Source organism: Streptomyces sp. NBC_00775 (assembly GCF_036347135.1).
Lineage (GTDB): Bacteria > Actinomycetota > Actinomycetes > Streptomycetales > Streptomycetaceae > Streptomyces > Streptomyces lutosisoli.
Genome location: NZ_CP108938.1, coordinates 120,503 through 138,549 on the forward strand (window position 1 = coordinate 120,503; position 18,047 = coordinate 138,549).

The 18,047-nt window shown below is 68.9% G+C and carries 15 protein-coding genes and 1 pseudogene; 11 read left to right on the top strand and 5 right to left on the bottom strand.

Annotated features, from left to right (window positions below):
* Positions 1-532: 532 nt before the first annotated feature.
* Complete coding sequence (locus OIC96_RS00555; RefSeq protein WP_330301790.1) at positions 533-1,045, bottom strand: PadR family transcriptional regulator; 513 nt, start codon at positions 1,043-1,045, stop codon at positions 533-535.
* 91 nt (positions 1,046-1,136) lie between these two features.
* Between OIC96_RS00555 and OIC96_RS00560 the strand changes: the two genes are divergently transcribed.
* On the top strand, positions 1,137-1,691 hold the full coding sequence (locus tag OIC96_RS00560; protein ID WP_330309856.1) for a hypothetical protein: 555 nt from the start codon (positions 1,137-1,139) through the stop codon (positions 1,689-1,691).
* A complete protein-coding gene (locus tag OIC96_RS00565; protein ID WP_330309855.1) occupies positions 1,688-2,998 on the top strand; it encodes a carotenoid oxygenase family protein in 1,311 nt (436 codons plus the stop codon). The genes OIC96_RS00560 and OIC96_RS00565 overlap by 4 nt, the downstream gene beginning before the upstream one ends.
* A gap of 455 nt (positions 2,999-3,453) precedes the next feature.
* On the opposite strand, the gene OIC96_RS00570 is transcribed toward OIC96_RS00565, so the two are convergent.
* Positions 3,454-4,077, bottom strand: a complete 624-nt coding sequence (locus tag OIC96_RS00570; protein ID WP_330309854.1) for an SMI1/KNR4 family protein — start codon at positions 4,075-4,077, stop codon at positions 3,454-3,456.
* Between the two features lie 804 nt (positions 4,078-4,881).
* On the opposite strand from OIC96_RS00570, the gene OIC96_RS00575 reads away from it, so the two are divergent.
* Positions 4,882-5,880, top strand: a complete 999-nt coding sequence (locus tag OIC96_RS00575) for a C40 family peptidase (protein ID WP_330309853.1) — start codon at positions 4,882-4,884, stop codon at positions 5,878-5,880.
* A gap of 316 nt (positions 5,881-6,196) precedes the next feature.
* On the opposite strand, the gene OIC96_RS00580 is transcribed toward OIC96_RS00575, so the two are convergent.
* Positions 6,197-7,186, bottom strand: a complete 990-nt coding sequence (locus OIC96_RS00580; protein WP_330309852.1) for a hypothetical protein — start codon at positions 7,184-7,186, stop codon at positions 6,197-6,199.
* Positions 7,187-7,522: 336 nt separating this feature from the next.
* Here OIC96_RS00580 and OIC96_RS00585 point away from each other — a divergent pair, with 336 nt between their 5' ends.
* Positions 7,523-8,140, top strand: a complete 618-nt coding sequence (locus OIC96_RS00585; RefSeq protein ID WP_330309851.1) for a virginiamycin B lyase family protein — start codon at positions 7,523-7,525, stop codon at positions 8,138-8,140.
* A gap of 517 nt (positions 8,141-8,657) precedes the next feature.
* The gene (locus OIC96_RS00590; protein ID WP_330309850.1) at positions 8,658-9,362 is read left to right on the top strand and encodes a hypothetical protein; all 705 of its coding nucleotides are present in this window, start codon (positions 8,658-8,660) and stop codon (positions 9,360-9,362) included.
* Positions 9,363-9,588: 226 nt separating this feature from the next.
* Here OIC96_RS00590 and OIC96_RS00595 read toward each other — a convergent pair whose 3' ends face one another.
* Positions 9,589-9,777 (bottom strand): hypothetical protein, encoded by a 189-nt coding sequence (locus OIC96_RS00595; protein WP_330309849.1) that lies wholly within the window; start codon positions 9,775-9,777, stop codon positions 9,589-9,591.
* Positions 9,778-10,467: 690 nt separating this feature from the next.
* Between OIC96_RS00595 and OIC96_RS00600 the strand changes: the two genes are divergently transcribed.
* Genes OIC96_RS00600 through OIC96_RS00620 form a run of 5 tightly spaced genes read left to right on the top strand, consistent with a single transcriptional unit; the run spans position 10,468 to position 15,995 of the window.
* On the top strand, positions 10,468-11,484 hold the full coding sequence (locus tag OIC96_RS00600) for a GlxA family transcriptional regulator (RefSeq protein ID WP_406502226.1): 1,017 nt from the start codon (positions 10,468-10,470) through the stop codon (positions 11,482-11,484).
* Positions 11,481-13,247 carry a thiamine pyrophosphate-binding protein gene (locus OIC96_RS00605; protein ID WP_330309847.1) on the top strand — a complete coding sequence of 589 codons (1,767 nt, stop codon included), beginning with the start codon at positions 11,481-11,483 and terminating at the stop codon, positions 13,245-13,247. The genes OIC96_RS00600 and OIC96_RS00605 overlap by 4 nt, the downstream gene beginning before the upstream one ends.
* Positions 13,219-13,872, top strand: coding sequence for an SRPBCC family protein (locus tag OIC96_RS00610; RefSeq protein ID WP_330309846.1), 654 nt, complete (start codon positions 13,219-13,221; stop codon positions 13,870-13,872). The genes OIC96_RS00605 and OIC96_RS00610 overlap by 29 nt, the downstream gene beginning before the upstream one ends.
* Positions 13,869-14,888: a 3-oxoacyl-ACP synthase III family protein gene (locus tag OIC96_RS00615; RefSeq protein ID WP_330309845.1), complete on the top strand. Its 1,020-nt coding sequence runs from the start codon at positions 13,869-13,871 to the stop codon at positions 14,886-14,888. The genes OIC96_RS00610 and OIC96_RS00615 overlap by 4 nt, the downstream gene beginning before the upstream one ends.
* 3 nt (positions 14,889-14,891) lie before the next feature.
* Positions 14,892-15,995: a histidinol-phosphate transaminase gene (locus OIC96_RS00620; RefSeq protein ID WP_330309844.1), complete on the top strand. Its 1,104-nt coding sequence runs from the start codon at positions 14,892-14,894 to the stop codon at positions 15,993-15,995.
* A gap of 258 nt (positions 15,996-16,253) precedes the next feature.
* Here OIC96_RS00620 and OIC96_RS00625 read toward each other — a convergent pair whose 3' ends face one another.
* On the bottom strand, positions 16,254-17,477 hold the full coding sequence (locus OIC96_RS00625) for an RNA-guided endonuclease InsQ/TnpB family protein (RefSeq protein ID WP_330309843.1): 1,224 nt from the start codon (positions 17,475-17,477) through the stop codon (positions 16,254-16,256).
* Positions 17,478-17,502: 25 nt separating this feature from the next.
* On the opposite strand from OIC96_RS00625, the pseudogene tnpA reads away from it, so the two are divergent.
* Positions 17,503-17,918, top strand: a pseudogene (gene tnpA, locus OIC96_RS49715) (IS200/IS605 family transposase).
* The last annotated feature ends 129 nt before the right edge of the window (positions 17,919-18,047 follow it).

The following is an 18,047-nucleotide window of genomic DNA, read 5'->3' on the forward strand; positions in this document are numbered from 1 at the left end:
AGGCTCGGGGCGGGCCGAGGCTGAGCGTGCGGTGATGGCGACAAGCGCCCAGTACGGGGCATGGATGCGTTTGCCGATCCGCCGGCCCGCCGGACCAGACCGGTTGCGCAGGGCAGTCCGTTCGCTGCCCGCTCTGCGGTCCATCGCTCCACCGCGAGTCCGGTTTCCTCACGTCCCTCCCGCAGGACTCAGTCGTCCATGCCCTGCGTAGTGCGGTGGACGAGCAGCACTGTCTGGCCGAGGAAGATGATCGTTGAGCCCCCCGGGGGGCGACTGCGGGTTCAGGCGCGGTGGACACCCGGGCAGCGCAGCGGCCGTCACCGGGGTCTCCGTACCCCTGCTCCCGCATGCCGTGAACTCCGCGAAGAAGCGGGAGTGATCGCTGAACGATGGCGATCACTCGGCCCGTACGCGATTTCCTGGGCTCCACCGCTCGTGTCCACGTCTGCGAAGCCCGTGACTCACACGCGGTCGAGGGGCGGTTCCAAGGGGAAGTCCGGTCCCCGCAGCGCTCCCGTCGGCCGGCCGGCCGTCAGGTGATCTGGCCGGCCGCCCACTCGGCCCACTCGCGGCGCATGGCGTTGAACCGCAGGCCGTACTCCAGGGCGATCCGGCCGTAGACCGAAAGACTGTCGTCGTCCCAGTCGACGGACTCCTCCAGCCGGCGCAGACCCTGGTACCCCTGATCGGACAGCTCGATGAGCTCGGTGAGGTAGCCGCGTGCCTGCTCGGGCGTCAGTACCCCGAGAAAGAACACCCGCAGGAGAATGTCGCTGCGGGTGTTCCGCTGCGGCTTGGTCTCGGTCAGCCAGTGCCGCAGTTCGGCCAGCCCCTCGTCGGTGAGGGCGTACTCCTTGCGGCCTCGCGGACCCTCGGCCGCCACGTTGATCAGCCCTGTGCCCGCCAGCTTGGTCAGCTCGGTGTAGATCTGACTCTGGGTCGCCGGCCAGGCGGTGGCCAGCGACGTCTCGAAGAGTTTCAGCAGGTCGTAGCCGCTGGCGGGACGCTCGGAGAGCAGCCCGAGCAGCGCGTGTCGAAGACTCATGCCCCTCAGTCTACATTCCACTATTGACATGTCAGCATTGGACCTTCTAGTTTTCACATGTCGAAATGGAAACGCTGAAGCGGAGACCCACATGTCCTACCTGCGCACCTTCCTCCCCTGGATCGTCTTCGCCGCGCTGCCCTCGGGGGACTGGCAGTGGGCGGCGCTGGCCGCCCTGGTGGTCGCAGTGGCCGTGATCGTCCAGCAGATACGGGCAGGTGCCGGATTCGACGCGCTGATCATCGAGACCGGCTCCGCGGTCTTCTTCGCCGTGCTGGCCTTCATCGCCTTCACCAACCCGGACTCGGGTGTGCACGACTACTCGGCGGCGCTGTCGGCGGGCACACTGGCGGTCATCGCCGGGGTCTCACTGGCCATCGGCAAGCCGTTCACGCTGGGCATCGCCAAGCGCACCACCCCGCGCGAGGTCTGGGGGCTCAAGCCGTTCATCCAGACCAACGTCATCATCACCGCCGTCTGGACCGCGGCCTTCGCCCTGACCGCTGTCGTGCTCGCCGTCCTGGCGCACGCCGGAAACGCCCACTCGACCCCCGCCACGCTCATCCAGGTCGCCGGCTTCGCCCTCCCGATGATTTTCACCGTCCGCTACGTCGCCCACGTCCAGGCCAAGGCCGGTGCCCGATGACCTCCGCACAACAGGCCCGGCCCCACCAGGCGGGCAACTACGCCCCGGTCGGCGAAGAACTCACCGCGTACGACCTGCCGGTGACCGGGCGGATCCCCGCCGAGCTGGCCGGCTGGTACCTCCGCAACGGGCCGAACCCGGCCGACGCCGCCTCCGGACACTGGTTCTTCGGCGACGGCATGATCCACGGCGTCCGGCTGGAGGGCGGCCGGGCCGTCTCGTACCGCAACCGCTGGGTACGCACCCGCAGTTACACCGACGGGGCCCGGACCTACGACGACCAGGGCCACCGCGACCTCACCGCGGGCCCGGCCAACACCCATGTCGTCCGGCACGCGGGCCGGACCCTCGCCCTGGTCGAGACGGCCCTGCCCTACGAGCTCACCCGCGACCTGGACACGGTCGGCGCATACGACTTCGGCGGGAAGCTGGGCACCGCGATGACCGCGCACCCGAAGGCGTGCCCGGTCACCGGGGAGCTGCACTTCTTCGGCTACGGGATGCTGGAGGCCCCGTATCTCACCTACCACCGGGCGGATGCCTCGGGCGAGCTGGTGATCAGCAGGCCGGTCGAGGTGCCCGGTCCGACGATGATGCATGACTTCAACCTCACCGCGGAGCACGTCGTCTTCATGGACCTGCCCGTCGTCTTCGACCTGGACCTGGCCATGGCCGGGACCATGCCCTACCGCTGGGACGACGGCTACGGCGCCCGGCTGGGGGTGCTGCGCCGCAACGACCCGTACGGCGACGTGCGCTGGTTCGGCATCGACCCGTGCTACGTCTTCCACCCGCTCAACGCCTACGACGCGCCGGACGGCACCATCGTGCTGCACGTCATGCGCTACCCGGAGCTGTGGCGGCGCACCGGCGACGTCATCGACCGCAGGCAGGAGGCCGTGCTCTGGAAGTGGACGATCGACCCGGCCACCGGGACGGTCTGTGAGGAGCAGTGCGACGACCGCCCCGGCGAGTTCCCCCGGGTCGACGACCGGCTGACCGGACTGGACGCCGCATACGGGCACGTGACCTGCGGCAGCTCACTGGTCCGATACGAGCTGGGCAGTGGCGCGGCGACGGCGCACGACTTCGGGCCCCGTCGCACACCCGGCGAGGCCGCCTTCGCCCCCGCCGACGACACGGCGGACGGCCCCGGCTGGCTCATGACCTACGTCTACGACGCCGGCACCGACCGCAGCGACCTGGTCATCCTGGACGCGGGCCACCTCGCCGCCGACCCGGTCGCCACCATTCATCTGCCGACCCGCGTGCCGTACGGCTTCCACGGCAACTGGCTTGCGGACTGAGCGACCAGGCCCGGACGGACCAAGCGGGCTCACGTGGAGTGGCTCCTGCCCGACCTGCCAGAAGCATGGGTGACGGCAAGCCCGGCGCCGATGGGTGCACTGCGTAACGAGCGTACGAGGCTTTCCGCAGGCGCCGGTATGCCTCCACGCGCTCTGTCCGGCACGGCTCGGGGGGTGGAACGATCCCGTTGCTTGGCACCGGCAGGGGGGCACCATTTGCCGTCGTGGAGATGTGTGCGGCAGCGAGTGGATGTTGGCTGGTCCGAGCCCCCCGGCCCCGGAGACGAAGGTGTCGGAACTATCGCAGGTGTCGCAGGTGCTGGCGTACGGTCCTCGCTCGCTAACGACCCGACCCGACCCGCGATTAGCCTGACCGAGTTCTCATCGGTGGTTGAGTTAAGAATTCTGCGACCGGGCGGCCAGGCCGACTCCGCCCGGTGTCGGCCCGGCCGCGTTCACCAGCCGACCAGATCCATGGACCTGCGAGCGAGCCAGTCCATGAACGACACTGGCTGACCGCACAGGTTCAGAGGAAGGATCTGGTCGCAGGTAGCCCGGCCGTCGAACCACAGTGAGCCCCGGTGCGGACCGGTGACAACGAGCAGGGTCGAGAAGCCACAGCCGTTGTCCTGGATGAATACAGCGCCGGACGTCTTGCGCTCCTGGAACACCCCGTACTCGGCGTCCCACTGCTCCCATGCCGCTTGGTAGGCGTTGTGGTCCGGGAAGTCCTGCGTCAGCGGCTCGCGCGCGTCCAGCTCATCCTCGTAAGCACGGTAGGAGTCGGGATGCGGGAAGTCAGTAGTGAGCAAGTCGTAGTTGGTGCTTGAGTCTCCATGCCAGCCCCAGCCTGCCGCGGAGCGGCATAGCCGGTTCACCGCGCCGCCGGCGCTCTGCCGGAGCAAGTACTCTCGGTACTGGTCCGGGAACGCGATGCCCAGCTCTGCCTCCGCTTCGCAGATCTCCGCTTCGGACAGCGGCGGCGGGGAGGCGACCTGAATTGCGGGCGGACTGCTGAGCTCGTCAAAGCGCCGCCCTCGAGCGATGCGATGGTCTTCCGCTATCCAATCGGTCGTCATGCAGGTGAGGGTAGACGCGAGCGATCTGTCGGGATGATGCTCGGCGCGCTCGCCGCCAGCGGCGGCGCCTACGGGTACGCCCGGGGCAGCACCGCGCTCACCGCCCGTCTCGTCCGCGGGACCGGCCGGATGATCGGCGGCACCGCCAAGTTGGCGGCCGACACTACGAAGGCGGCCGCGAAGGGCAGCTTGAAGCTGGGAAAGTTCGGCCTCAAGTCAACGCTTGGCCTGCCCGTGTACGGGCCGCGCGCGGCCCGCCGCACGACTGCCGCTGTCGCCGCTGTACCCGGGCGGGTCACCGGCGGCGTGGAAGGTCTGCAGCAGCGGATCGACCTGTCAGCAATACGCCCCACCCGTCCAGGACTTCACCGGCGAGTACGTCCACAACCTGCGCTCCGTCGGCCGGATGATCACAGGCCGCCGCCCGCTCGGCCCGTACACGCCTCCCCGGAGCCCCGCACCCACCCCCCCCCCCGTTGGCAGACGCCCTGCCCCCGGACGCCGGCCTGTTCCCACTGCCGCGCGCCCCGTACGTCCCACGCCTGTGGTGGCGCCCGCCGCTCCGCCACGGCGTCCGGTGCCGCCCCGTGTGCCCCAGCCCCCGGCCAGCCAGGCACAGTCCGCACTGCAGATGCGACTGCACCGCATCCGCAACCGCCAGGCCACCCCGCCGGCCACTCCCCCGGCCAGTGCCGCTCCGGCTACACGTCGGGCACCCGCCCGTGCAGCGCGGCCCGCTCCCCGTCGCCGCGGCGGTGGCCGGCCGTGACGGGTACGAAGAAGGTGTTGCTCGCCTCCGCTGCTGTGCTCACGCCGATCGGGTTCGTCCTCGGAATCTGCATCCTGTTCGTCGCCGCCGTAGCGGGAGGCGCGGCCGAGCACGAGGACGAGACCGGCAACAGCACCGCCCTGACCGCGCAGGGGGTGCCCGCGAAGGTGGACGGCGTGGACGCGGTGATGCTCGCCGCGTACGGCAGCGCGGCCGAACGCATCACCACGCTGCGCCCCAAGTGCTCCGGGATGCGCTGGTCGGTGATCGCCGGGATCGGCAAGGTCGAAAGCAACCACGCCGGCGGCCGGACGATCGCAGCGAGCGGCGACATCACGCCGCGGATCCTCGGCCCCCGCCTCGACGGCAGCGGAGTTGGCGGCAACACCGACAACGGCCGCTGGGACGGCGACACCGCGTACGACCGGGCGGTCGGCCCGATACAGTTCATCCCCTCCACCTGGGAAGGCCCATCCGGCGCAGACGGCAACGGCGACGGCACCAAGGACCCCAACAACGCGTTCGACGCAGCGCTTGGCACCGCCCTGTACCTGTGCGGCACCGGCAAGAGCGACCTGAGCGACGACGCGCAGCTGCGCAAGGCGATCCTGCGCTACAACCACGCCAGCTCATACGCGGACAAGGTCCTCGGCTTCATCCACCAGTACGACCAGCTCGCCCCCGCCGTCACAACCGGCGACACGTCCGTCGGCGGGAAGGCCGGCGCCGTCATCGCGGCCGCGCTCGCCCAGCAGGGCACCCCGTACGTATGGGGCGGCGGCGACATCCACGGACCGACCAACGGCGGATACGACTGCAGCGGCCTGATGGTGTACGCCTTCTACAAGGGCGCCCACGTCACACTCCCGCGCACGTCACAGGCCATGCGCAGCGTGGGAATCAAGGTGGCCCGCGCCGATATGCAGCCCGGCGACCTGATCGTCTTCAACAACGACGGCGCCTGGGGACACGTCGGCCTCTATATAGGGGACGGGAAGATGGTGAATGCCCCGCGGACCGGGAAGACGGTGTAGACCGTGGTCGTCACCAGCGGCTACTGGACCAAGTACGACTGGTCAATTCACCGAGTTTTGCGAGGTGTAGGGACTCATTTGATCTGTCCACTTCTCATCAACGTGTCCGTCGCGGCATCCGGTCGGACACGATCCCCGGCTTCCGGCCCGCCGACCGGCAGGTGCAAGGCCTGCCCGGCGCGCGTTTGCGGGGCCCGTCCGCGCAGTGCGCGGACGGGCCCCGTGCGCGGTGTCGGCACCGTGAAGGTGGTGCCGCTCTCCCCGCCAGGCACGAAACCTGCCCCGGGACCAAAACCCAGCCACCGGGCCAAAATGTTCAGTTGATGTCGGATGTTGGTGTGGCGTCCACCTTGGTCAGCTGGGTGCCGATGGAGTAGACGGCAGGCTTGCCGTTGGCGGAGATGACGCCGAGCTCGGTCTGTGCGTAGTGGCGGACAACCTTGTACATCTGCGCGTCCGGGTTGTGCTTGACGAACGGCTTGTCCGATTCGCCGAGGTTGATATAGGAGTGCAGGTCCTTGGCGAGGAAGGTCTCATCGACGGCGCTGTCGGACAGCACAAGGGCGCCACCGTCAGCGGTCTTCGCGGCGAAGACGTCCCCGGCGTGGGGGGCGGTCTTTTTGAAGTCGACCCATGCGTGGCCGCCCAGGTTGTTTTCCCGCTCGGTGTACCAGGACCTGCCGGTGCGTCGGGCTGGGGTGTCGGCGAGCGGGGTGTTGCGGCCGCCTGTCACCCACAGATCGGTGACCAGTTCCGGCAGCTGCGCGGGCGCCGTCTTACCGATCTTGGTGTCGGGGGCGACGGCCTTCATCAGCCCGCCCTTGTCGAGGGCGATGTGCGGCACCTTGGCCACCTCAGTCCCTTCGAAGTCGCGGGCAACGACCATCCGCCAGCCGTCACCGGAGCGCTGGAAAACGAGGAACCTGACGTCCTTTGACCACAGCTTGCCCGGCTTGCCGTGGGTGAGGTGCGCGCCTTGGGTGCGCACCAGGAACCAGTCGGCCTTCGAGGAAGCGGGCGGGATGTAGAAGGTGCGGTTGACGTACACGAACGGAGCGAGATTGTCCGCGACGTCGCTCTTGTCGAGGGCGGGGATCTGCGTGAAGTACGCCTGGTCCATCGCGAGGACAGCGCCGTCTTCCGCCCTCGCCATGAGTGAAACGGAACGCTTGGCGTTGGCCTGGTTGTTGGCCTTCTGGTAGGCGTCCACCGTCGTGTTCGCCTCGGCCTTGGTGAGCAACGGCCTCTCGGCCGTCGCAGCGCCCGAGCCCTCGGAGGCGGTGTCGGCGGTGGAACATCCGGTCAAGGAAGTTGCGACTGAAAATACGGCCGCGGCGAACACGCCGATGCGCGTGGCACGGGTTATGTGAGCAGAGCGGGCCGAGTGGGCCATGGCAAGTATCCCCGTTTTCTCGAGTGGTTTCAGCGACCGCCCTGCGCAGCGCGCACGAGACGATCAACGCACCAGGGTATCGACACGCACCCAGGCGGCAACTCCCGCCCCATCCGGGACCGGACCGTAGCGTTCCGGACGGGGGTGAAAAGAGGCCTTTGGTGTCCACCAGCCCTGGGCGTTTGACGTGCACCTCGCCTGACGATGCATCGATTCCGGGCTCGGTCCATGAACAGTGACCCGTGACCGTTGTGCGAACGCCTTCGCAAAGCACCGATCCACGGCCCGACCGGCATCTCGGCCGGCCCGGACGGGAACCTCTGGATCGCCGAACAGTCCGACAGGATCGGGCGGTTCACCACGGCTGGAGTGCTGACGGAGTATCCGGTGCCCACAGCGGGCGCCACCCCCGTCTACATCACCGCCGGGCCGGACGGACACATGTGGTTCACCGAGATCTTCGGCGACCGGATCGGGCGAGTCGAGGTCGACGCGGGCACACCCAGCGCAGACCTGGCGGTCAGGCTGAGCGCCCCGGCCACCGCCCGGATCGGCAGCGAGTACACCTACACGATCACCGTGACCAACTCCGGGCCGTCCAGCGCCCGCGACCTGGTCGTCACGCTGGACCGGCCACTCGGCGTGCCAATCTCGAACGCCTCTCCCGGCACCGACCGGCAGGCTCCCACCCAAGTGAGATGGCGTGCCGCCGCGCTCGGTGCTGGTCAGCAGCGCGTCTTCCACGTGACCGTACGGGCCACCCGCCCACCCACCGTCATGGCTACGGCCCACGTCGCCTCCGCCACCCCCGATCCCCACCCGGCGAACAACACCGCCACGGCCAGTACCCGGGTCAACGTGCGCTGATCCCGCCCACCCGCCGCCCGACCGGACGGCCCTCGCCGGCAACGCATTCGGTTCCGCCCTCGCCGTGGTGGCCGCCATGCAGGCACCGCCCTCGCCCCCGCGCTGAGCCTCGGCCATATCCGCCGCGTGTCACCCCGCGAGGAACCACCGGCTCCCTCGCACCATCGTCCAGTTCCTCGTGCTACCGCGCACCGGCGGCTTACGGACGCCCCGCTGCGCGGCGGCAATGAGGCCAACTGGCACCCAGGGAAGAGAGCGGCGACTTGTTGGCGGGGGCGCCTGTCGCCCTGTCCCGTCTCAATTGATCTGGTTCCGAGTTGGACCCCTGACGTGCGGCGACCAGTTCAGTTGAGACATGCGGGTGCCGGGAATCTCAGCTGATGTGGTCCGGCTCCACGGTTTCGAATAGCCGCGTTCCGCCTCTGTACTGCGAGCGTGGAACGGTCGTGGGGCCCATGCCCCACAGAGGAGGGGTCGCTCAAATGGATGACCCCAAGGGCGGGAAGATGATGGCCTGATGCAGCACATCCTCAACGCACCCGGACGGCTGACGGACAGGGGGCGGCGCTTCCTCGCTACGCGGGCCCGCACCGTTCCTTTTCCCGCGCAGGACAACCCGGACGACACCGAGGTCATCGCCCGGCTCGCGCCGTTTCCCGAGGTGGACGCCACGATGACGCTCGCCAGGCTCCGGCAGGCCCAAGACCGCTACGGCGGGCTGGTCTATCCCACCTCGGCCTGGTCGTTCCAGGAGGAGATTCGTTTCCAGCCGTGGCCGTACTACGCGGAGAGCGTGGACCACGGGCCGCTGGCGGAGTTCATCGACCACGAGGTGGCGCACCCCTACTCCGTGATGCTGCGGAGCGACGGCGCGGTGGTGTACCGCTTCGCGATAGACGTGGCCGTGTTCGCGGATGCCGACGCCTTGATCGAGGCGGACGCACTGTACTGGGAGTGCGAGAGCTGGATCCCAGTGGTGGAGCCGAAGGTAGGGCAGTCCGCTGCGGGGGTCAGGGAAGCGGCTTCACAGCTGTCCTTGATCCGAGAAGGTTCCGGGAACACGGAGTGGTGGTGGGAGTCCGACGGGTTTCGAGTACACCTGTGGCGGACGTTCGCGGAACTGTTTCAGCAGGAGAGGCAGGCCAAGTGGGGGCTGTGGGCTAGGGACGAGGCAGGTCTGCGGGCAGCCCATCGGTTCCTCTCAGGAAACAATCTTCGGTGACTTCTGCCGGTCCCCCATGACAGTTCGTCTCAGACGATCTTGCGGACCAGATCGTCTGAGACGACGAGCGAATCGGACCCGATCAACTGAGACAAGGACCAGATCGGCAGAGACGGGACGTGGTGATCGCGAGGCTTCCGCTGGTGGGCTGGGGTGCAGAGTGCCGGAAGACGGAGGGGTGTTGGGTCTTCCGGGCCGAGATCACGGGCTCGACCAGAGCCCAACGCTAGTCGGAACCCTCTCCGTCCACTACCGCAACGACCAGCCCGTTCTGACCGCCCCCGGCGGCACCCTCATCCCCCGGCAGCTGACCGTCCAGGATGCCGACGGCCAGGCACTCGCCACCCACACCGCCCAGCCTCCCGCGCTCCAGACCAAGGGCGGCCCTGTCCAGGAGCAGGTCATCTTCGCCCACAGCCCGCCCACCAGGACTGACACCCCGGGCAGCCTGGCGCGGGGCGGGCCGGCACCCAGGAGTGGTAGGTCAGTCGCCGCCGCCACACCCCCCGCCGCAGCCATGCCCCCCGCCGCAGGCCCAGCCCCCGCCGTCGCCGCTGCTGCCACCGCCCCTGCGGCGGCGTTGTGAGCGACGGCGGCGTAGGGCCCGTTGGCGGCGCTCCTCCTCCTCTTCCTGGCGTCTACGCCGCTCGCTCGCCGAAGGCGGAGGTGGGGGCGGAGGCGGAGACGTCGGGCGGGGGTTGCGGCGGGCCTGTTCGGCGCGGCGGCGGGCGGCCTCGGCAGCCCCCTGCGCCGGCACCCATCACAATGCGGCTCCGCGAACACGACACGCCACCAGCTAAGCCGCGATCCAACTACCTGGCCCTCCAATGCAGTTGACGGAACCGCGAAGGCACGACTGCCAGCCGCGGTCGAATGACCCACGGCGAGGGCAGGCCTCGAAGCCGGACGTGAATCGAAGGCGAAGGCGTTGGTGCGCCGCAGCACCACACCGACACCCTGTGAGCTGTCTCACGCAGCACTGTCCGCTCGGACACACAAACTGCCTGGCGAGCGCCCCTCTTCCCCGTCCACCGGCCGCTTGTTGGCAGGATCCGTCAGTAATCTGTCATTGCAGCCAGTGCGGCGGTCGATACAGGCTGTGACCGTGAAGGAGCGACGTGTTGTTGTGGTGGTGTTCGCGGGCGCGATGGCCCTGGACATCACCGGACCGATTGAAGTGTTCGATACCGCGAACCGGCTCCTCGACCCCTCGGGCGCCCCTTATCGCATCGACTTCGTCTCCGCCGACGCACCACTGGTGCGCACGAGTTCAGGAGTGGTGGTGGAAGCCTCACCCCTGGAGGCGGGGCAGGGGCCGATCGACACGCTCCTCGTGCCCGGCGGCTGGAGTCTGCACAACGCGCTTCGGGACCGGGGGCTGATCTCCTGGATCGGCGGGGCGGCAGCCCGGTCGCGCAGAATCGCCTCCGTATGCGGCGGATCCTTTCTGGTGGCAGAGGCGGGCCTTCTCGACGGCAGACGCGCCACCACCCACTGGGCGTACAGCGAGGCGATGGCGTACCGCTATCCGGAGGTGACGGTGGAGGCCGAGCCGATCTTCGTGTGGGACGGCCCCTTCGTGACCTCCGCGGGCGTGTCGACGGGCATCGACATGGCGCTTGCTCTGGTGGAGGCCGATCACGGTGCGGCGCTCGCGCTGGAGACGGCACGGTTTCTGGTGCTGTTCCTCAAGCGGCACGGGGGACAGTCCCAGTTCAGCGCCGTCCTCGACGCCCAGTTGGCCGACCATCCGCCGATCCGGGCAGCACAGGAGTGGATTCTGGGCAACCTGGACCACCCGCTGCCTGTGGCCGAGATCGCGCGGCAGGCCAACATGAGTCAGCGCAACTTTGCCCGGGTTTTCCGGCGCGAGGTGGGCACGACACCCGGCCAGTACGTCGAGCGGACGCGTATCGCCCGCGCACGCGAGCTGCTGGAAACCACCGATCTGGCGATCAGCCAGATAGCCGGCCGTTGCGGATTCGCCGCGACCGAGACGTTCTTCCGTTCCTTCGGACGAACCCTGGGACTCACTCCCAAGGAATACCGGCACCGCTTTCAGGTCATCTCGCCATCCGGCCTCATCGACCGGCACCACGAGGGAGAGAGGAGCCCCGCATGACCAGCACGACCTCGAACTTGCGCGAGGCGGAAACGGTACGCCTGGTCGACTATCTGGTCGCGGAACTCGCCAGGGCCGGCGTCACCCACGTGTTCGGCGTCGGCGGCGCGAACATCGAGGACCTGTATGACGCCGTGCACCGCTGCGGCGCCGTCCGCGGCATCGTCGCCAAACACGAGTTCTCCGCCGTCACCATGGCCGACGGATACGCACGTACCACCAGGCGCATCGGCGTTGTTGCCGCCACGTCGGGCGGTGGGGCGATGAATCTCGTTCCGGGTCTGGCGGAAGCCCATGCCTCGCGGGTGCCCGTGCTGGCCCTGGTGGGCCAGCCACCGACCGGCCAGGAAGGCCACGGGGCGTTCCAGGACTCCAGCGGCAAGGCGGGCTCCTTCGATGCTCGGGAGGTTTTCGCACCTGTCTCCCGGTTCTGCGCCCGGGTGGAGGACGCGGACTCGCTCACGGAGTTGCTGCCCCGGGCAGTGGCGGCGGCCCAGGCCGATCCACGCGGGCCGGCCGTGTTGTTGCTGCCCAAGGACGTGCAGCAGGCACAGATCCGGGTGCCCGGCCGGGGCGCGGGCTCGACACCGTGCGTGCCGACGGCACCGGCGGCGCGGCTCGACGGAGCCGCCCTCACCACTGTGTCGGACACTCTTCGCAAGGCCGGCCGCGTTCTCGTCATCGCCGGTGAAGATCTCGCCGCCGCCGACGCGCGTACGGACCTCGCCGAACTGGCTCGGCGCCTCGGGGCATGGGTGGCGGTCACTCCGGACGCCAAGGACGTCTTCGACAACCGTGATCCCCGATTCGCAGGCGTGGCCGGAGTGATGGGCCACGCCAACGTCGAAGACTGTCTGCGGCGAGCCGACGTATGCCTGCTGGTCGGTACCCGACTGCCGATGATGGCACGCGGCGGCCTCGAGCGGGCCCTGGCCACCACCGACGTCGTCTGCCTCGGCCCCGAACCGCCGTTCGTGGCAGGCACCGCGCTGGGCGGGAACCTGCGGGACGCGCTGCGCGCGGTGACCGCCCGCCTGCCGCCCGGCCCACGTCCCTGTCCGCCGCACGCCGGTCCGCTTCCCACCCCCGTGCCGAGCCCGCTTCCTCAGGCCCGTGGGCAAGCCATCCCCTATGTCCAGGCGGTCGCCGCGGTGGAGGCGGCACTCCCCCAGGACGCGCACGTCTTCGTGGACGCCGGCAACGCGGGGGCCAGCGCCGTTCATCTGCTCCCGGCATCGCGCCACGGCCGCTTCGTGGTGGCGGTCGGCATGGGCGGGATGGGCTACACCTTCGGTGCCGGCATCGGCGCCGCGCTCGCCACCGGTCGGCGTACCTACGTCCTCGCCGGAGACGGGGCCTTCTTCATGCACGGGATGGAAGTGCACACCGCCGTGGAGTACGCCGCACCGGTGACCTTCGTGATCTTCAACAACAACGCCCACGCCATGTGCGCGCTGCGTGAGGAGTTCTTCCAGGGCGGGGTCCGCAACGACGACCTGTTCGCCCGGACCGACCTCGCCGCCGGAGTGGCCGCCGCCTTCCCGTCCCTCGATGCCACAGGGGCCGGCGACGCGGCGCAGCTGCGCACGGCGCTGCTGCGCGGCAATACGGGCGGCGGCCCGGCGTTCGTCGCTGTGAACTGCGACCCGCGGGAGATCCCGCCGTTTCTTCCCTTCCAGTCCTTCGCCGAAAACACCGAGAGCACCAACGGCGCCGAGAGCAAGGAGAGTTCAGATGAGCGAGGAGTCGTCCACGCTGGCTGACATCCCCGGTCTGATGCGGATCGAGAACCCAGGCAAGGAGGAACTGACCGCCCACTGCATGGAGCTCACCCACGCCGTCTACCCCCACCATCAGGTCTACGGGCAGTACTGCACCATCCACGAGTACGTCGACTGCCCCCCGGAGTCGGCCTACGAATACCTGCGCCAGGGGCACCACCTGGAGGAGTGGACCTGCAGCCTGCGGGACTTCGCGCCCTCCGGCACACCGGGGCTGTGGATCGGCCACGACCGGCTCGAGGACGACACCAGGATCTACTGCAAGGTGGTCGCAAACCCCGAGGCCATGACCGTGGACTACCACTGCTCCTGGGACCAGGGCGAGAAGCTGTGGATGATCTACCTGATGCGCGTCGTCCCGGCCCGACTGGTGCTCGACAAGCCGGGTTCGGTGATCACCTGGACCAACTGCCGTCACCCCTACTACGACGCCAACCCGCATCCCCAGAACGCGCCCCGCCCGGACCGGCCCTGGGTCGGCGACTACTGGGACCTCTTCTACGCAGGGCACACCGTGGAGATGAACAACCTCAAGGCGATCCTGGAACACCGCCACCGCAACGGCCTGCCGGTCAGCGTGGCTCCGGCACGGGCGGTGGCGCAGTGACGACGGTCAGCCTCACCGACGTCGCGAGCTACCTTCCCGGCGAGCCGGTCCCCGCGGAGTTCTACACCGAGTACCCCGGAGCCGAGGACAAGCTCCGCAACCACCCCATGTTCAAGGTCCCGCCGTTACGGCACCACGTGGCCGCGGACGAGACCAACGCGGACATGGTCGAACGCGCCGTACAGCCTCTGATCGAACGGCACGGCAGGCAAGAGATCCGAGGCGTCGACGTGCTGTTGGTGCACAGCCAGCTGCCGGACCTGCCGTTCGTGGGCGCCGGTACCGAGGTGGCGCGCCGACTGGGCCTGAACCCGGAGTGGCTCGTCGACGTGGCCAACGCGGGCTGCGCCTCTTTCGTGTACATGCTGAAGCTGGCCCGGCAGATCCTCACCACCACCGATGCGAAGACCGCCCTGATCTGCAATGCCCAAAGCGCCGCGGGCCAGTGTTTCACCCAGTCCCAGGTGCGTAGGCTGGCTCAGGCCGCGATCCCGGGCGACGGCTGCGGTGTGGGGTATGTGACGACGTCGTCCGACGCACCGGTCCTCGACGTGGAGACCCGGCACATCGGCGAGTACGCCGGGGACATGACTGTGGCGGTCGACGACGGCCGTAAGTACTGGGAACCGGGAGAGTCCCAACTGCGAATCGGCTTCACCGACGCCAGCGTCGCCAAGGTCCTCGCACGCGGGAACCGCCTCGTCCCCGAGGTGGTCGCGGACCTGTGCCGGCGGCTCGGCGTGGCGACCACCGACATCGACGTCCTCATCACCAACCAGCCCAACCGCACCTTTCTACGGAACTGGCGCGAGGCGCTGCAGCTGCCGGCGGAGCGGCACCTGAACACCTTCGACGAGTACGGGAATCTCTTCGGCGCGGCGATCCCGATCACTCTGGACCGCGCGATCGGCTCCGGGCAGGTCGAGGACGGCAACCTGGTGGTGCTCGGAGGATTCGCCCACGCGGGCGACTTCGCCGGTGCCGCCGCCGTCCGCTGGCACGGCGGACGGGGCTGAGGGATGGACATCCCCGTACTGCACCGACTTGCCCTGAACGAGAGCCCGTATCCCCCACTGCCCTCGGTGCGCGAGGCGATGCAACGGGCCGTCGCACAGGCCCACCGCTACCCGCAGTTCCATCCCGACGACCTCACCGAGCGGATCGCCGCATGGTGCCAGGTAACCTCCGACCGCGTCGCGGTCGGCAGCGGATCGGTGGGCGTGGCCCTGCAGTTGCTCCAGGCAGTGGTCCAACCCGGCGACAATGTGGCCTACGGCTGGCGCGCATTCGACGCCTATCCCCTCTTGGCCACGATGGTCGGCGCGCACCCCGTCCCCGTGCCCCTGTCGCCGGACGGACACCAGGACCTGGGCGCCCTGCTCGCGGCGCTCGACCACCGCACCCGCGTCGTGGTGCTGTGCAATCCCCACAACCCCACCGGAAGCCTCATCACCGCGGACGCGCTGTCGGCATTCCTGCGGCAGGTGCCCCGACACGTCACTGTGCTGCTCGACGAGGCATACGTGGAGTTCGCCCGCCACACCGCCCTGCCGGACACGCCCGCGCTCTTGGACTCGCACCCCAACCTGCTCGTCCTGCGCACCTTCTCCAAGGCTTACGGCCTCGCAGCCCTGCGGGTCGGCTACGGACTCGGCGTCCCCGACCTGGTGGCGCGGGTCCGCCAACAACAGCTGCCCTTCGGGATCAACGCGGTGGCAACGGCGGCGGTCAAGGCCTCACTACAGGCCGGCAGCGAGCTGCGCCGGCGCGTGGACACGGTCGTCGCCGAACGCGAACGGCTGCGGCACGGGCTGGTCGACCTCGGCTGGCACGTACACCCGAGCCACGCCAACTCCCTCTGGCTCCCCGCGCCCGATCCGGTCGACGAGGGCGCCATGGCACTCACCGCGGCCGGCGTGCAGGCACGCCACTACCCCGGCGAGGGACTCCGGATCACCATCGGCAGCCCGGAGGCCAACGACGCCGTGGTCGGCGCACTGGCGGGAGTGGGACACCCCAACGCGTCAGGCAGGCGTGCGCCGAACGCACCGGCGGACGAGGCGGTCGCCGCGGATCGCCGTCTGCCGGTGAGCGGGTGGAGAACACAGATGCGCCAGTCCTGACGGCTTCCTGGGCCCGGCCGGAGCACCAACATTGCGGGGTGTGGCAAGGGCGTGACGGCCCCGCCGAATCCTGCGGACGGTGACCGGCGGTCACCTGCGCGCGACAGCGGCTGTGACGTGGCCGGCTCGGACGGCATCCGGGGGCGCCCCGGAGACCCTTGCGGTCCCTGGGGGCGCCCTCTGCGGCTGCTGCTTTCTTTGACTTGCTCCTCGGGCTGAAGCCCGAGGATTCTGGCCTTCTCGTCCGTTGCTGTGCCGCTACGCGGCACGGGGTTCGGTGGAGAATCCGTGGCTTCCTGTTTCTTCGCGCTGTGCCGGGACGAGTCCTGGTCTTACCGGTGCTCCGCAGGCTGCAACCGCCAGTCCGGCGGCCGTTTTGACGTTGATCGCGGCGTTGTGGTCGCGGTCATGGACCGTGCCGCAGGCGGTGCAGGTCCAGGTCCGGATGTGCAGGGGCTTGGGTCCGTCTTTGATACCGCAGGCCGAGCAGGTCTGGGAGGTCGGTGTGAACCTGCCGATCTTGACCAGGGTCCGTCCGTACCGGGCCGCCTTGTACTCCAGCATGGTCACGAACGCCGACCATCCTGCGTCGTGGACACTCTTGGCCAGTCTGGTGCGCGCGAGTCCTTTGACCGCCAGGTCTTCCACGCCGATCGCTTGGTTGTCGCGGATCAGCTTCGTGGAGAGCTGGTGGTGGAATTCTTTGCGCGCGTCGGTCACCTTCGCGTGGGCGCGGGCGACCTTCAGGCGGGCCTTCTCGCGGTTCTTGCTGCCTTTCTGTTTGCGGGACAACTCCCGCTGGGCCTTCTTGAGTTTCTTCTCCGCGCGGCGCAGGAACCTGGGGGAGTCGATCTTCGTGCCGTCGGAGAGGACGGCGAAGTGGGTGAGTCCCAGGTCGATGCCGATGGTCTGGTCGGTGTCGGGCATCCGGGTGGCGTCGGTGTGCGGGTCGGTGTCGATGACGAAGGAGGCGAAGTACCGCCCGGCCGCGTCCTTGATCACGGTGACCGAGGAGGGCTGGGTGGGCAGAGTCCGTGACCACTTCACCTTCACCGCCCCGATCTTCGGCAGGTTCAGCCGCCCGTTGTCGGTGATCGACCAGCGGGCGTTGGCCGTGAAGCGGATCGACTGCCGGTTGTTCTTGCGGGACTTGAAGCGGGGCGCACCCGTCTTCGCGCCCTGCCGCTGGCCCTTGAGGGAGGTGAAGAAGTTCCGGTAAGCGGCCTCCGCGTCGCGCAGCGCCTGCTGGAGCACCACCGAGGAGACCTCACCCAGCCAGGCCCGTGAAGCGGTCTGCTTCGCAGCGGTGATCAACTTCTTGGACAACTCGCCGACCGCCGGGAAGGCCTCGCCCGCTGTGCGGGCGTGTTCGCGGGCGCGCACGGCGTCGTTGAACACGACGCGGGCGCACCCGAACGCCCGCGCCAGCGCGGCGCGTTGGCCGGAGTCCGGGTACAACCTGAAGGCGTACCGGAGCTGCATGACGGCCACGATACATATGTGGGTTATGGGTGAGATGCAGAAGATCAGAACTGGTCGGCACTGTGTTTTCGTGACGCATGCGCACTTGATCTTCGTGACCAAGCTCCGGCACAAGGTGCTCACCCATGCTCATCTGACCCCCATGGAGGAGATCGAGCCGCCGGTGTGCGCGGACTTCGAGTGCGAACTGGCGGAGTTCAACGGAGAGGACCACCACGTCCACCTCCGGTGAACCTCCCGCCCAAGGTCACTGTCACCAAACTCGTCACCTCCCTCAAGGGCGCTCCTCCCGCCGACTGCGCCAGGAATTCCCCGACCTGGTACGCCACTACTGGCGGGCCAACAAGCTCTGGTCCGGTTCCTACTTCGCCGGCACTGTCGGCGGCGCCCCGGCTCTCGGTGGTCAAGCAGTACATCGAACAGCAGAACCGGCCGGTGTGAGCATCGCCCGGGTCCGCCGCGACGAGCCATCGCGGCGCTCCGCGCCACGGTGGTGAATACGCGGCATCCGGCTCCGCCGGACCGGAATCCGCGACGCTCCGCGTCGCCACCATCAGATTCGCTTCACCC